The organism is Gammaproteobacteria bacterium, assembly GCA_016705365.1.
Taxonomy (GTDB): Bacteria; Pseudomonadota; Gammaproteobacteria; order Pseudomonadales; family UBA5518; genus UBA5518.
This window is the reverse complement of the sequence record JADIYI010000002.1, coordinates 543,428-556,090: the sequence shown is the minus strand read 5'-3', so window position 1 is coordinate 556,090 and position 12,663 is coordinate 543,428. Positions and strand designations below refer to the sequence as shown.

At 61.8% G+C, this 12,663-nt stretch carries 14 protein-coding genes; 3 read left to right on the top strand and 11 right to left on the bottom strand.

The features are described from left to right. Window positions 1–9 precede the first annotated feature (9 nt). From IPF49_02690 to IPF49_02660, 7 genes are all read right to left on the bottom strand, one after another. Window positions 10–1,512 carry an FAD-dependent oxidoreductase gene (locus IPF49_02690; GenBank protein MBK6286555.1) on the bottom strand — a complete coding sequence of 501 codons (1,503 nt, stop codon included), beginning with the start codon at window positions 1,510–1,512 and terminating at the stop codon, window positions 10–12. Window positions 1,513–1,661: 149 nt separating this feature from the next. Beyond that, window positions 1,662–2,156, bottom strand: coding sequence for a hypothetical protein (locus IPF49_02685; GenBank protein ID MBK6286554.1), 495 nt, complete (start codon window positions 2,154–2,156; stop codon window positions 1,662–1,664). Between the two features lie 10 nt (window positions 2,157–2,166). Then, window positions 2,167–3,552 carry an adenylosuccinate lyase gene (purB, locus tag IPF49_02680; protein ID MBK6286553.1) on the bottom strand — a complete coding sequence of 462 codons (1,386 nt, stop codon included), beginning with the start codon at window positions 3,550–3,552 and terminating at the stop codon, window positions 2,167–2,169. A gap of 81 nt (window positions 3,553–3,633) precedes the next feature. After that, window positions 3,634–4,263 carry a high frequency lysogenization protein HflD gene (hflD, locus tag IPF49_02675; protein MBK6286552.1) on the bottom strand — a complete coding sequence of 210 codons (630 nt, stop codon included), beginning with the start codon at window positions 4,261–4,263 and terminating at the stop codon, window positions 3,634–3,636. Beyond that, complete coding sequence (gene mnmA / locus IPF49_02670) at window positions 4,260–5,351, bottom strand: tRNA 2-thiouridine(34) synthase MnmA (protein ID MBK6286551.1); 1,092 nt, start codon at window positions 5,349–5,351, stop codon at window positions 4,260–4,262. The genes hflD and mnmA overlap by 4 nt, the downstream gene beginning before the upstream one ends. After that, window positions 5,348–5,806, bottom strand: a complete 459-nt coding sequence (locus IPF49_02665; protein ID MBK6286550.1) for an NUDIX hydrolase — start codon at window positions 5,804–5,806, stop codon at window positions 5,348–5,350. The genes mnmA and IPF49_02665 overlap by 4 nt, the downstream gene beginning before the upstream one ends. Before the next feature lie 30 nt (window positions 5,807–5,836). After that, window positions 5,837–6,385 (bottom strand): pseudouridine synthase, encoded by a 549-nt coding sequence (locus tag IPF49_02660; protein MBK6286549.1) that lies wholly within the window; start codon window positions 6,383–6,385, stop codon window positions 5,837–5,839. Window positions 6,386–6,510: 125 nt separating this feature from the next. On the opposite strand from IPF49_02660, the gene icd reads away from it, so the two are divergent. Beyond that, a complete protein-coding gene (icd, locus tag IPF49_02655; protein ID MBK6286548.1) occupies window positions 6,511–7,764 on the top strand; it encodes an NADP-dependent isocitrate dehydrogenase in 1,254 nt (417 codons plus the stop codon). 47 nt (window positions 7,765–7,811) lie between these two features. Here icd and cspD read toward each other — a convergent pair whose 3' ends face one another. Further along, complete coding sequence (gene cspD, locus IPF49_02650) at window positions 7,812–8,039, bottom strand: cold shock domain-containing protein CspD (protein ID MBK6286547.1); 228 nt, start codon at window positions 8,037–8,039, stop codon at window positions 7,812–7,814. 218 nt (window positions 8,040–8,257) lie between these two features. Between cspD and clpS the strand changes: the two genes are divergently transcribed. Further along, the gene (clpS, locus tag IPF49_02645; GenBank protein MBK6286546.1) at window positions 8,258–8,626 is read left to right on the top strand and encodes an ATP-dependent Clp protease adapter ClpS; all 369 of its coding nucleotides are present in this window, start codon (window positions 8,258–8,260) and stop codon (window positions 8,624–8,626) included. A 41-nt stretch (window positions 8,627–8,667) separates the two neighbouring features. Continuing rightward, entirely contained in the window at window positions 8,668–10,926 is a 2,259-nt protein-coding gene (gene clpA, locus IPF49_02640) for an ATP-dependent Clp protease ATP-binding subunit ClpA (protein ID MBK6286545.1), read from the top strand. 9 nt (window positions 10,927–10,935) lie between these two features. Here the strand turns inward: clpA and infA are convergent, their stop codons facing one another. From infA to IPF49_02625, 3 genes are all read right to left on the bottom strand, one after another. Then, the gene (infA, locus tag IPF49_02635) at window positions 10,936–11,154 is read right to left on the bottom strand and encodes a translation initiation factor IF-1 (protein MBK6286544.1); all 219 of its coding nucleotides are present in this window, start codon (window positions 11,152–11,154) and stop codon (window positions 10,936–10,938) included. Window positions 11,155–11,233: 79 nt separating this feature from the next. Beyond that, entirely contained in the window at window positions 11,234–11,953 is a 720-nt protein-coding gene (locus IPF49_02630) for an arginyltransferase (GenBank protein MBK6286543.1), read from the bottom strand. Beyond that, entirely contained in the window at window positions 11,938–12,660 is a 723-nt protein-coding gene (locus IPF49_02625) for a leucyl/phenylalanyl-tRNA--protein transferase (GenBank protein MBK6286542.1), read from the bottom strand. The genes IPF49_02630 and IPF49_02625 overlap by 16 nt, the downstream gene beginning before the upstream one ends. Window positions 12,661–12,663: the final 3 nt, after the last annotated feature.

The window sequence follows — 12,663 nt, the reverse complement described above, 5'->3', positions numbered from 1 at the left end:
ATTCCGCCATCACCGCTGCCGTGGTGTGACCTTCGCCATGGCGCGGCCCGCCATCCGGCCCGAGAAGGTTGCATCGCCGACCGAGATGCCGCTGCTGTAGCCGGCACCCGTGCGTGGCACGCCACAGGCCGTTCTGCCGGCGGCATAGAGCCCCTCGATGACGCTGCGATCCGCCCTCAATACCTCGCCGCTCGCAAGCGTGTCGAGTCCGCCCAGCGTGAAGAAGGGATATTGTGCCCCATTGCCGCGCGTGCAATCGATCGCGGCCAACGGGAGTTCCAGCGGCTTCAACCATTCTGCGGACTTGTGGAACAAGGGATCCTTGCCACTGCGGGCATTGCGATTGTAGAGCTCGATGGTGTGTTGCAGCGCGGACTCGGGTAGCTGTAGCTCGGCCTCGAGTTCCGCGACCGATTCCTCGGCGGTTCCCGCAAACGGAGCCCCCAGAACATTCATCTTCTGGTAGCGGTCGAAATCCGCGGCGTTGGCTATCAGGTAGATGCGACGATCCGGCTGCTGCAGGCAGTAGTAACCGACCCGCCCATGGTAAACATCCTCGTTGATGAAGCGCTGACCTTGCGCATTGACCAGGATGCCGCAAGTCAGTTCTGCCGGCGGATAGTAGGGCAGGCTCACGAAACCATCGTGCATGTTGATGGCTGCTGCCCCCACGCCCATGCCCATCAGTATGCCGCTGCCGGTATCGCCGGGGTTCCCGATCGGCATGGTGGCGCCAAGCAGTAACGGTGCGTATTTGCGCACCATGTCAGGGTTCATCGCGAAGCCACCGCTTGCCAGCAACACGCCGCGCCGTGCGCGCACATAGCGCTCCTGCTGGTCGATTCGCACCACCAGTCCGTGAACGCATTGCCGATCATCGACGATCAGGGTGAGCGCGCGCGCTTCGTGGATCACCTTCACGCCGCGCTTGCTCATGTTCTCGGTCAGTATGCGGAACAGCAGTGGCCCGCCGTTGTCGCCCTCGATCTGCAGGTTGTGGCCGCGCGGACACGGCTTCGCGTGCTCGACGAAGGGCCATGCCTTTTCGCTGCCGGTATAGAGCAGGCAGTCGTCGCTCAGCGCCATGAGGGCGCGCTGGTCGTAGATCGAATCCTTGTACGGCACACCCAACCCGACCAGCCAGTTGAAATGATCGACGCTACCCTCGCAATATGCCCGGGTCTTGTCCGCATCGGCCGTTGGACCGCTTGCCATCATCAGGTAGTTGTACATATCCTCGGTGCTGTCCCGCAGCCCGCAGGCCTGCTGTACACGGGTTCCGCCATTGCCACCCATATAGATCTCCGCGCTGGACATGGCGGTCGAGCCGCCACCGGCACTGGCGAGTTCGAAAACCGTCACCTCGGCACCCATATCCGCAGCTTCGATCGCCGCGCATGCACCTGCGCCGCCGAAGCCGACGATGGCGAGATCGGTTTCCATGTCCCAGCGCTCGATATCTGCCAGGCGAAGCGGTCGGGAGGGAGAGCTTTTGTTGGTCCGTGCATTCATTTGTGTTGACTCTGCGGATTTCCGGGTGAACTGGAATCGGTTTCAATGAGTGACGAGCAGTTTAATTTATTGCCTCATGCGTGCCGCATTACCAAATTGACAGGCGAGGCGCGTGGTGCGTGTGCCAACGCCGACCTTTGGCAGAATGCTCACATCGGCACGAAGCGCAGGTCCGGATCGGCGACGCTGCGCTGCCACAGATCATCGAATTGCTCGCCAAAATGCTTCACCAGCGCCCGGTCGTCGCGATTCATGAAACAGGTCTTGTCGTCGTCGTTGGGAATGAAGAATATGCCGCTGTCATCGACCAGCACATAATTGGCGAGGAAGTGTTCGGGGGCATAGCTCAGCTTGCGCAGCAGCACCGAGGAAACGAGACGCCGGTGCAGCGCAGCCAGCCGGTGCGCCCGCTTGACCAGGAACGTGCTGTCCTTGATCAGGATCTGTACTTCGCACTGCCGCCCCTGGCGGGCGACGCGCGACAGTTCATGGGCCAGTTGGGCATTGTCAAACAATGCGGGGTCCAGCGTGTCGCTGAAAATGCGCACCCTGTGTTGCGCTCCCGTGAGCAGTTCGCACAGGACTCCGGCCTGATCGTCCGCCGCCGCCAGTTCGACTCTTCCTTCGATTCGCGGTTGTATCATCGTTGCACCCTCACTGCTCGAGATGTTTGCGTATTTGCCGTGCCTGCGCGGCGGCATTGCCGGTGTAGCTGGCCGGGGTCAATTGCAGCAGCGCCTGGCGCGCCGTCTCGGGTATCGCCAGGGACGCGATGAAACTGCGCAACTCTTCGCGGCCGATGCGCTGTCCGCGCGTGAGTGTCTTGAGTTTTTCGTAAGGCTCGGGTACGGCGTAGCGGCGCATCACGGTCTGGATCGGCTCGGCGAGCACTTCCCAGTTGGCATCGAGATCCTCGGCCAGGCGCGATTCGCCGAGTTCCAGCTTGCCCATGCCTTTCAGTGCGGCTTCATAGGCGATCAGGCTGTGCGCGAAAGCGCTGCCCAGGCTGCGCAGCACGGTGGAGTCACTGAGGTCACGCTGCCAGCGTGACACCGGGAGTTTCTCGGCGAAGTGGCCCAGCATTGCGTTCGCCAGCCCCAGGTTGCCTTCCGCGTTTTCGAAGTCGATCGGGTTGACCTTGTGCGGCATGGTGGACGAGCCGATTTCACCGGCACGCGTACGCTGGCGAAAATACCCGATCGAGATATAACTCCAGATATCGCGCGCCAGGTCGAGCACGATGGTATTGGAACGCTGCATGGCGGCACACAACTCGGCAAGACAATCATGCGGCTCGATCTGGGTGGTATAAGGATTCCAGCCAATGCCGAGCGCCTCGACAAAGCGGCGGGCATTGAGTTCCCAGTCGACCTCGGGATATGCGACGAGGTGCGCGTTGTAGTTGCCGACGGCACCATTGATCTTCCCGAGCAGAGTGACCTGTGCAAGCTGCGCGCGCTGCCGACTCAAACGGTACGCAACGTTGGCGATCTCCTTACCCATCGTGGTTGGCGTCGCCGACTGACCGTGGGTGCGCGAGAGCATGGGCATGTCTGCCCAGTCCTGCGCCATCGCAGCCAGGGTCTCGATGATGCGGTCCATCGCGGGCAGCATGACCTGGTCGCGTGCATCGCGCAGCATCAACGCGTAGCCGAGATTGTTGATGTCCTCGGAAGTACAGGCGAAATGCACGAATTCGATTGCGGCGCTGCAACCCGGAATGCCCGCAATACGCTCTTTCAGAAAGTATTCGACCGCTTTCACATCGTGATTGGTGGTCGCCTCGAATTCCTTGACCCGTGCCGCATCGCTCAGGGCGAAGCTATCCACGATGTGGTCCAGCGCCGCCCTTGTTGTGGCGTCGAACGGTCCGACTTCCGGCATCTCTGCAATGGAGGCGAGGCATTGCAGCCAGCGCACCTCGACCATTACCCGGTAGCGGATCAGGCCATACTCGCTGAATATCGTGCGCAGCGGCGCGGTTCTGGCAGCATAGCGCCCGTCGAGTGGTGAAATCGCGCTCAGTTCGCAAAGCTCCATGCAATCCTCGGTTTGTTGCTGTCAGCACCGTTGTGCAGAGCCACGATGATACTAGATGCCCGGCGGATGCGCAGTTCCCGTTCAGCCCGTCGCACGCAGTTCGCGGCAGGCGGCGAGCAGGCGGGAGCGCCCGAGCACGGTAGCGGTGCGGCTCCCGCCGATGAAGCGCCACAGCACCGCGGCGCGCAGCCCCGCCAGCAGCAGTGTGCGGATGCGTTCGGCGACCCGTTCGGTCTGTAGATGGGCTGCGCTGCCGGAAACCTGGATGCGGTAGCGATAGGTACTGATCGTGTCCTGATAGATCGCCGCTATCCGGGTGGAAAGTTCCTCGTCGCGGGTGGTGAGACGCTCGGATTCGAGGCCGATGTGGGCGAGTCGCGCGCGGATGGCTGCAAGCCGTTCGCGGTCACGCGATAACTGGCGGCCGAGGCGCAGCAGTGCGATCGTATAACGCAATATCGCGCCATGGGCGGGGCTGGAAAAGTTGCGCAGCATCTCTTCCAGCGTGGCCAGCGCCGGCTGCAGGGATGCGATGCCTCCGAACACTTCGGCCACCGATTGCCATTCGAAGCGGAACAGGCTTTCGGTCAATGCCTTGAGTTCCGCGGCCGGCGCGCTGCCGGTGCGTGCCAGCAGATCGACCAGCCGCGCGGCCTCGACCACGGCGGCCAGCGCGATGACCTGGTCGCGCATCGCCGGTGTCACGCTCATGCGATGCGTTCCTCGATCACTGCGCCCCCGAGGCAGCATTCAGCGTCGTAGAAAACCACGTATTGACCGGGAGTTACCGCGCGTTGCGGGCGCTCGAACGTTACGCGGTAGCCGCTGGCCGGGTCGCCCTGAAGCGTGCACCGCTGATCCGCCTGGCGGTAGCGGATCTTGGCCCCGAGTTGCACGGATGCTCCCGGGGGCACGCCGTCGATCCAGTGGATTTCGCGACAGCCGAGAGATCGGGAAAACAGGGCCGGGTGTTCGCTGCCCTGAACCACGATGAGCATGTTGCCGCCCAGATCCTTTTCCGCTACATACCAGGGCTGCTCGGGCTGGCCACGCCGGCCTCCGATCCCCAGGCCCTGCCGTTGGCCATAGGTGTAGTGCATCAGGCCGTGGTGCTCTCCGAGCAGTTCACCCTCGAGGCTGCGTATCTCTCCCGGTGTGGCCGGCAGGTAGCGGCGCAGGAAATCCCCGAAGCGGCGCTCGCCGATGAAACAGATGCCGGTGCTGTCTTTCTTGGCATGTACCGGGAATCCGTGCTCGCGCGCGATTCGCCGGACTTCGCTCTTGGACAGTGCCCCGACCGGGAACAGGCATTTGGCGAGTTGCGCACGGGGCACCGCATGCAGAAAATAGCTTTGGTCCTTGGCCGCATCGAATCCCTTGAGCAGCCGCGTTGTGTCAGCGTTGCCGCTGGTTCGCGCGTAGTGTCCGGTTGCGATACGCGCGGCACCGAGCATCTCCGCGTATTCGACAAACACCTTGAACTTGATTTCGCGATTGCACAGCACATCGGGGTTGGGCGTGCGCCCGGCGCGATACTCGGAAAGGAACTGCTCGAAAACGTTGTCCCAGTACTCGGCGGCGAAATTGGCTGTATGGAGGCGGATTCCCAGCAATTCGCATACGGCTTCGGCATCAGCGAGATCCGTCTTTGCCGTGCAATACTCCGTGCCATCATCCTCGTCCCAGTTTTTCATGAACAGGGCTTCCACCGCATGACCCTGCTCTTTCAGCAGCAGTGCGGCGACGGCGGAATCCACCCCGCCGGACAAGCCCACGATCACCCGGTGCTCATTGTTCATGGGTGTTGCGGGTAGAAGAAATGCAGCGGGAAGCGATGACCGCTGCGATGCTGCTCGATCGTGGCCAAAACGGATTCGCTGCGCAGGCGCGCGCGATTGTCGATGATTTCCCGGTAGCTCATCCAGCGCGGAGCGACGATTTCACTGTCGAGTGTCCGCGAGGCATGGTGGCGTAGCGGCCGCGCCAGAAAGCTGGTCCGGTAATAGCTGATGCCGGTCTGCTTGTTGTGGAACAGGCTGGCGCCGAGCACCGCCTCGATCTGCACTTCCCAACCCGTCTCTTCCAGCGTTTCGCGCGCCGCAGCCTCGCTCAGCGTCTCTCCGGCTTCGAGATGTCCGGCGGGCTGATTGAACACGTGCCGCCCGTTTTCCAGTTCCTCGACCAGCAGGTAACGCTCCTCGTGAAACACGACGGTGGCGACCGTCACGTGCGGAATCCATTGGCGGTTCTGCATGGCTGTCCGGGACCTCGTGAAAGCGGCGCATTATAGCCGCCCGGCTGGTTCGCGGCGCCACGCGCCACTTTCGAGGCCCTGCAGCGTCCAGTTCCCGACCTGCCAACGTACCAGTCTCAGCGTGGGGAAACCCACCGCGGCCGTCATTCTTCGCACCTGGCGGTTGCGCCCTTCGCCAAGCCCGAGCCTGATCCAGGACGTGGGGATGCGGGCCCGGAAACGTACCGGGGGATCACGCGGCCACAGTTGCGGGGGATCTATCGCCTCGGCGCTCGCGGGCCGCGTGAGCCCGTCCTTGAGTTCGACGCCACGGCGCAATCGCGCGATGGCGGTGGGGCTGACCAGTCCTTCCACCTGTACCAGGTAGATCTTGGGAAGCTTGAACCGCGGCGAGGCGATGCGAGCCTGCAGCACGCCGTCTGCGCACAGAACCAGCAGGCCTTCGGAGTCGTAGTCCAGCCTTCCGGCAGCGCGAAAGCCCGGCGCGTCCATGAAGTCGGCGAGCGTGCGGCGGCCCTCGCGGTCGGTGAACTGGCTGAGCACGGCGTAGGGCTTGTTGAACAGGATCACGTCGGACACTTCGCAGGTCACCGCTTGGATCAGGATGTGGTGCCCGGGTTCAAGGAGCGGGCGGCGATGCTATACTGCCGCCCCTCGGAAGACAGCAGTTTTATACTTACTTGACACATCAGCAGGAGCAGAAAATGGCGTACAAGCACATCAAGGTACCAGCGCAGGGCGAAAAGATCACGGTGAATCCGGATTATTCGCTGAATGTTCCTGCGAACCCGGTCATACCCTTCATCGAAGGGGACGGCATTGGTGTGGATATCACGCCGGCGATGCTGAAGGTCGTGGATGCTGCCGTTGCCAAGGCCTATGGTGGCAAGCGTCGGATCAGCTGGATGGAGATCTATACCGGCGAGAAGGCAGCGGGGCTCTACGAGGGAGACTGGTTCCCGGCCGAAACGCTCGATGCGATCAAGGAGTATGCGGTTTCGATAAAGGGCCCGCTCACGACTCCGGTCGGTGGCGGGTTCCGCTCGCTCAACGTGGCGCTGCGCCAGGAACTGGATCTCTATGTCTGCCTGCGCCCGGTGCGCTGGTTCGAGGGTGTGCCCTCACCGGTACGCGAGCCATGGAAGACCAATATGGTGATCTTTCGCGAGAACTCCGAAGACATCTATGCGGGCATCGAGTGGAAGCCCGGCAGCGTGGAAGCCGACAAATTGATCAGCTTCCTGCGTAATGAAATGGGCGTGACCAAGATCCGTTTTCCGCAGCAGTGTGGTATCGGCATCAAGCCGGTTTCGGAAGAAGGTACCCGGCGCCTGGTACGCCGTGCAATCCAGTATGCCATTGCCCAGGATCTGCCCTCGGTGACCCTGGTGCACAAGGGCAATATCATGAAATTCACCGAGGGAGCGTTCAAGGATTGGGGTTATGCACTCGCGCGCGAGGAGTTTGGCGGCGAACTCCTCGACGGCGGACCCTGGGTCAAGGTGCGCAATCCGAACACCGGCAAGGATATCGTGATCAAGGACGTGATCGCGGATGCAATGCTGCAGCAGATATTACTGCGCCCGGATGAATACAGTGTGATTGCCACGCTGAACCTCAATGGCGACTATCTGTCGGATGCGCTGGCAGCACAGGTGGGTGGTATAGGAATTGCTCCCGGTGCGAACCTCAGTGACACGGTCGCTTTGTTCGAGGCCACGCATGGCACCGCGCCCAAATACGCCGGTCAGGACAAGGTCAACCCGGGCTCGCTGATCCTGTCAGCCGAGATGATGCTGCGCCACATGGGCTGGAACGAAGCGGCCGACCTGATCATCAAGGGCATGAATGGTGCGATCCAGGCCAAAACCGTGACCTATGATTTCGAGCGCCTGATGGAGGGTGCGCAACTCATGAAGTGCTCGGCATTTGGTGAGGCGATCGTGCGCCACATGTGATCGCTGTGCGGCCCGGCGTCTCCTCAACGAGATGGCCGGGCAGCCATTCAACTTCCCAGCATTGCGGAAATCTCCAGGGCTTCGATGGCGATCGCGTGCATGCCCTTGGGGCCAGCTTCGACCTCGAAACGGACACTTTGCCCGGCTTTGAGCGTCTTGTAGCCTTCCATGTTGATCGCGGAATAGTGCGCGAATACATCGGTTTGGCCTTCATCCGGAAGAATGAAGCCATATCCCTTTGCATTGTTGAACCACTTGACGATACCAGTATTCATGACTCTGGTCCTCGTTGCCCTGAGCGGGCAGGCGCTGTGTTTTCGTTATAATTCCTCCGGCGTGACGAGCAGCTTCCGGGGAACAGGGCTTTTTTAACGAGCCGTGGAGCAATAGTCAAGCCGGCAGCAAGGCAAGGGGCCGCGGATTGGTGCCACCCCTTGTGCCGGTTCCTGATCCATGCAACATTCTTGGTGCGTATGTGTCTGACAAGTGGGTGATGAAAACGATACTCGAAATGGCAGGCGGCGCCTTGGTGCGTGGCAGCAAGGCGGTTCCAAAGGGTGACGGCGATATCCTGGTACAGGAATCGAAGCCCGAACTGAAGGAACCGCCGCTCTACCAGGTAGTGATGATCAATGACGACTACACCCCGATGGAGTTCGTGGTGGAGGTGCTACAGACGTTTTTTTCGAAGAGCCGCGAGCAGGCGACGCGCATCATGCTGACGGTGCATACCCAGGGCAGGGCTGTGTGCGGGGTGTACACTCGCGATATCGCCGAGAGCAAGGCAATGCAGGTGAATCGCCATGCAAGAGACAACCAGCATCCTCTTTTGTGCGAAATTGAAGCCGTCGGTGAAAGCTAGACTATTCTGGATGGTGTGGTAGCTGTTGTGGGAGAGCCACGATGCTGAGCAAGGATCTCGAGTTGAACCTCAACTCCGCCTTCAAGGGGGCGCGGGCGAGGCGCCATGAGTTCATGACGGTCGAGCACTTGTTGCTGGCCCTGCTGGACAACGAGACCGCGGCGAGGGTACTGCGTGCCTGCGGCTCGGACCTCGGACAGCTGCGCGGGGAGCTGGCCGAGTTCGTCGAGACCACGACCCCGGTGATACCCGAGGCGGACAGCGAACGCGAGACCGAGCCAACGCTCGGTTTTCAGCGGGTGCTGCAACGCGCGGTGTTTCACGTGCAGTCCTCGGGAAAAAGCGAGGTCACCGGCGCCAACGTGCTGGTGGCCCTGTTCAGCGAACAGGAAAGCCAGGCCGTCTACCTGCTGAAAAAGCAGAATATCGCGCGCATCGATGTGGTCAATTTCATCACTCACGGCATTTCCAAGGTCGCGGATAACCCGCGCCCCGGTGGTGTCGAGGGCGGCGAGGAGGACCAGCAGACCGGGGAAGGCGGAGAAGCCAGCCCGCTGCAGAGTTTCGCTACCAACCTCAATGACGAGGCGCGCGCAGGGCGTATCGATCCACTGGTCGGTCGCGCAGCAGAACTCGAGCGCGTTGCCCAGATCCTCGCGCGTCGGCGCAAGAACAATCCGCTGCTGGTGGGGGAGTCGGGGGTTGGAAAGACAGCCATTGCCGAAGGGCTCGCCAAGCGCATCGTCGATGGCGAGGTGCCCGACGTGCTGAGCTCGAGCGTGGTCTATTCGCTGGATCTTGGTTCCCTGCTGGCGGGAACCAAGTACCGGGGTGATTTCGAGAAGCGCTTCAAGGGACTGCTGGCCGAGTTGAAGAAAAGGCGCCACGCGATCCTGTTCATCGACGAAATCCATACCATCATCGGTGCCGGTGCCGCCTCCGGTGGTGTCATGGACGCCTCCAACCTGCTCAAGCCGCTGCTCAGTTCCGGCGATATCCGCTGTATCGGGTCGACTACCTTCCAGGAATTCCGGGGTGTTTTCGACAAGGATCGGGCCCTGAGCCGGCGCTTCCAGAAAGTCGATGTGAATGAGCCGAGCGTGGCCGAGACGATCGAGATCCTGAAGGGCTTGCGCTCGCGCTTCGAGGACCATTTCGATCTGCGCTACAGCGTCAAGGCGCTGGAAGCCGCCGCGGAACTTGCCAGCCGGCATATCTCTGACCGGTTCCTGCCCGACAAGGCGATCGATGTGATCGACGAGGCCGGCGCCTATCAGCGTCTGCAACCCGCGGCCAAGCGCAAGAAGCTGATCGGGGTGCGGGAAATCGAGGAGATCGTGGCCAAGATCGCGCGGATTCCGCCGCGCAGCGTGTCTGCTTCCGACAAGGAAGCGTTGCGTACGCTCGACAGCGATCTAAAGCAGGTGGTGTTTGGTCAGGCTCCGGCCATGGATGCGCTGGCGACTTCCATCAAGCTCTCGCGTGCCGGGCTCAAGGTGGGCGAGAAGCCGATAGCCAGCTTCCTGTTCGCGGGTCCTACCGGTGTCGGCAAGACCGAAGCCAGCCGCCAGCTGGCGAAAACGCTCGGTCTCGAGTTGATCCGCTTCGACATGTCGGAATACATGGAGCGCCACACTGTCTCGCGCCTGATCGGGGCGCCTCCCGGCTATGTGGGTTTCGATCAGGGCGGCCTGCTGACCGATGCCGTGACCAAGCATCCGCATTGTGTATTGCTGCTCGATGAGATCGAGAAGGCACATCCGGAGGTGTTCAACCTGTTGCTGCAGGTGATGGATCATGGAACGCTCACCGACAACAACGGACGCAAGGCGGACTTTCGCAACGCGGTGCTGATCATGACGACGAATGCCGGCGCCGAACAGATGAGCCGTCGCTCGATCGGCTTTACCGAGCAGGATCAGAGCAGTGACGGACTCGAGGCAGTAAAGAAAATGTTCACGCCGGAATTCCGCAATCGCCTCGACGGCATCATCCAGTTCGGCTCGCTCAGCCCGGAAGTAGTGCGCTCCGTGGTCGACAAGTTCCTTGCCGAACTCGAAACCCAGGTGGGCGAGCGCAAGGTGCGCATCGAGATCGATGACGCGGCGCGCGACTGGCTGGTTGCGAAGGGTTACGACGAGAAAATGGGTGCACGGCCGATGGCGCGCGTGATCCAGGAGCATATCAAGAAGCCGCTGGCCGAGATCCTCTTGTTCGGCGAGCTCGAAAAGCGTTCCGGCGTGGTGCGGGTGAGCGTGGACGGCGATGGGCTCAAGCTGAGTGTCGAGCCGCTGCACTGAGGCGCGGTGTCAGCGCTCGCGGAAGGTGATGCGGCCCTTGGTGAGATCGTAAGGAGTGAGTTCCACCTTGACCTTGTCACCGGTGAGAATACGGATGTAGTGCTTGCGCATCTTGCCGCTGATATGGGCGGTCACGATATGCCCGTTCTCGAGCCGAACCCTGAACGTCGTATTCGGCAGGGTGTCGACCACCTCGCCGTCCATCTCGAGAACATCTTCTTTCGCCATCCGGCACAACTCTTAGAAACTGAGGCGGGGCATTCTGCCTCAATCGCCGGCGGAAGCAAAGCGGCACAAATGCCCCTGATCAGTCGACCCGCACCCAATGACCGTTGGCGAGCAGTTCGATGGGCCGGAATCGGGTCTTGTAGTTCATCTTGCGACAGTCGCGGATCCAGTAGCCGAGGTATACCGCCGGCAAGCCGAGATCCCGTGCACGCTCGATCTGCCACAGGATCACGAAGCTGCCGAGGCTGCGCTGCGTCTGCGCCGGATCGAAGTAGGTATAGATCGCCGACAGTCCGTTCTCGAGCCGGTCGAGTACGGCAACCGCGAGCAACTGCTCTTCGGCCCGAAACTCCACATAACTGGTGCTGCCCCATTCGCGGGTCAGGAACGAGGCGTACTGTTCGCGATCCGGCGGGTACATGTCGCCGTCGCGATGGCGGGCATCGATATACCGGCTGTAGAGCGCGAAATGCTCCTCGGTCTGGATATCGCTTACCAGTGCGGCATCGAGATCCTCGTTGCGTGCCATGATCCGACGCTGGCTGCGGTTCTGGCGGAAATGGGCCACCGGGACGCGTGCCGGCACGCAGGCATTGCAGGCAGCGCAATGCGGGCGGTAAAGATGGGGACCGCTGCGCCGGAATCCGATGTACGACAGTTGGCTGTAGATACGCGCGTCGATCGGGGTGCTCGGATCGACAAACAGGGTGGTGGCCTGCTCGCCGTCGAGATAGCTGCAATCATGCGGGTAAGTGGCGAACACGCGCACGTTTGCAAGCAGCGTTACCGGATTGCCCATGGCGGCTGGCTCTGGCTCCAATCGAGCTGCCAGGGAAACTCTCGCCCCGGCAGATGAACGTTACGCTCTAATATATCGTGAAATTCGCTCCGGGCAATGGTGCGAGCACCGAACGAGCGCATGTGGACAGTGTCCTGCTGGCAATCGATCAGTGCAAATTCCCAGCGCTGCAGTTGCCTCGCGAGGTGGGCAAAGGCGACCTTGGAGGCATTGTCGACACGGCTGAACATGGACTCGCCGAAGAACACCCGCCCCAGTGCAAGACCGTAGAGACCGCCGACGAGTTGATCGCCGAGCCAGACCTCGATCGAGTGCGCATGGCCGAGCCGGTGCAACTCGCAATAAGCCTCGAGCATGGCCTGGCCGATCCAGGTGCCACCGTCCGCGGAGCGTGGTGCGGCACAAGCCTCGATCACGTGGCGGAACGCCGTGTCGGCGCGAACGGTGAAGCGTTGCCTGCGCAGCACCTTGCGCAGGCTGGAGGAGAGATGCAGTTGCGCGGGTACGAGTACCGCGCGGGGATCCGGCGACCACCACAGGATCGGGTCCGGCTCCTCGTACCACGGAAATACGCCTTGCCGGTAGGCTGCCAGCAGGCGTGCACTGCCCAGGTCGCCGCCGGCCGCCAGCAGCCCGTTCGGCTGGGAGAGCGCCTGCGCCGCAGGCGGGAACTCCTGCGTGCCGGCAATCCAGGGAATGGTCGCCATGGC

Coding starts and splice junctions, on each gene's coding strand:
- IPF49_02690 (MBK6286555.1), bottom strand. CDS start 1,512: ATGAATGCACGGACCAACAAAAGCTCTCCCTCCCGACCGCTTCGCCTG.
- hflD (MBK6286552.1), bottom strand. CDS start 4,263: ATGAGCGTGACACCGGCGATGCGCGACCAGGTCATCGCGCTGGCCGCC.
- mnmA (MBK6286551.1), bottom strand. CDS start 5,351: ATGAACAATGAGCACCGGGTGATCGTGGGCTTGTCCGGCGGGGTGGAT.
- purB (MBK6286553.1), bottom strand. CDS start 3,552: ATGGAGCTTTGCGAACTGAGCGCGATTTCACCACTCGACGGGCGCTAT.
- IPF49_02625 (MBK6286542.1), bottom strand. CDS start 12,660: ATGGCGACCATTCCCTGGATTGCCGGCACGCAGGAGTTCCCGCCTGCG.
- clpS (MBK6286546.1), top strand. CDS start 8,258: ATGAAAACGATACTCGAAATGGCAGGCGGCGCCTTGGTGCGTGGCAGC.
- infA (MBK6286544.1), bottom strand. CDS start 11,154: ATGGCGAAAGAAGATGTTCTCGAGATGGACGGCGAGGTGGTCGACACC.
- clpA (MBK6286545.1), top strand. CDS start 8,668: ATGCTGAGCAAGGATCTCGAGTTGAACCTCAACTCCGCCTTCAAGGGG.
- icd (MBK6286548.1), top strand. CDS start 6,511: ATGGCGTACAAGCACATCAAGGTACCAGCGCAGGGCGAAAAGATCACG.
- IPF49_02665 (MBK6286550.1), bottom strand. CDS start 5,806: ATGCAGAACCGCCAATGGATTCCGCACGTGACGGTCGCCACCGTCGTG.
- cspD (MBK6286547.1), bottom strand. CDS start 8,039: ATGAATACTGGTATCGTCAAGTGGTTCAACAATGCAAAGGGATATGGC.
- IPF49_02630 (MBK6286543.1), bottom strand. CDS start 11,953: ATGGGCAATCCGGTAACGCTGCTTGCAAACGTGCGCGTGTTCGCCACT.
- IPF49_02685 (MBK6286554.1), bottom strand. CDS start 2,156: ATGATACAACCGCGAATCGAAGGAAGAGTCGAACTGGCGGCGGCGGAC.